This window comes from Ensifer sp. ENS10 (genome assembly GCF_014852025.1).
Lineage (GTDB): Bacteria > Pseudomonadota > Alphaproteobacteria > Rhizobiales > Rhizobiaceae > Ensifer.
This window is the reverse complement of the sequence record NZ_JACVAS010000058.1, coordinates 1-271: the sequence shown is the minus strand read 5'-3', so window position 1 is coordinate 271 and position 271 is coordinate 1. Positions and strand designations below refer to the sequence as shown.

Sequence of the window (271 nt, the reverse complement as noted above, 5' to 3'; positions counted from 1 at the left end):
TGGTCGCCGACGCCTCCGGCGGCACCTCGGCCGATGCGCACAAATACGCCATGGACCGCATGGTCCAGGCCGGCGTCATCCCGGTGACCTGGCAGCAGGTCCTGCTCGAATGGCAGCGCGACTGGGCGCGCAAGGAAACCTACAATGCCGTCACTTCGCTGGTGAAGGAGCATTCCGGCGCCTACGGCATGGGCATCGACTACGCCGTCACCATGGTTCACAAGGGCGACGAACGCGTCAGCCACGGCAAGACGATCGGCCCGAACCCGGC

1 pseudogene is annotated in these 271 nt (G+C 66.4%); it reads left to right on the top strand.

The features are described from left to right. Positions 1-271: pseudogene (locus IB265_RS36360) on the top strand (hydrolase); the annotation flags it as partial.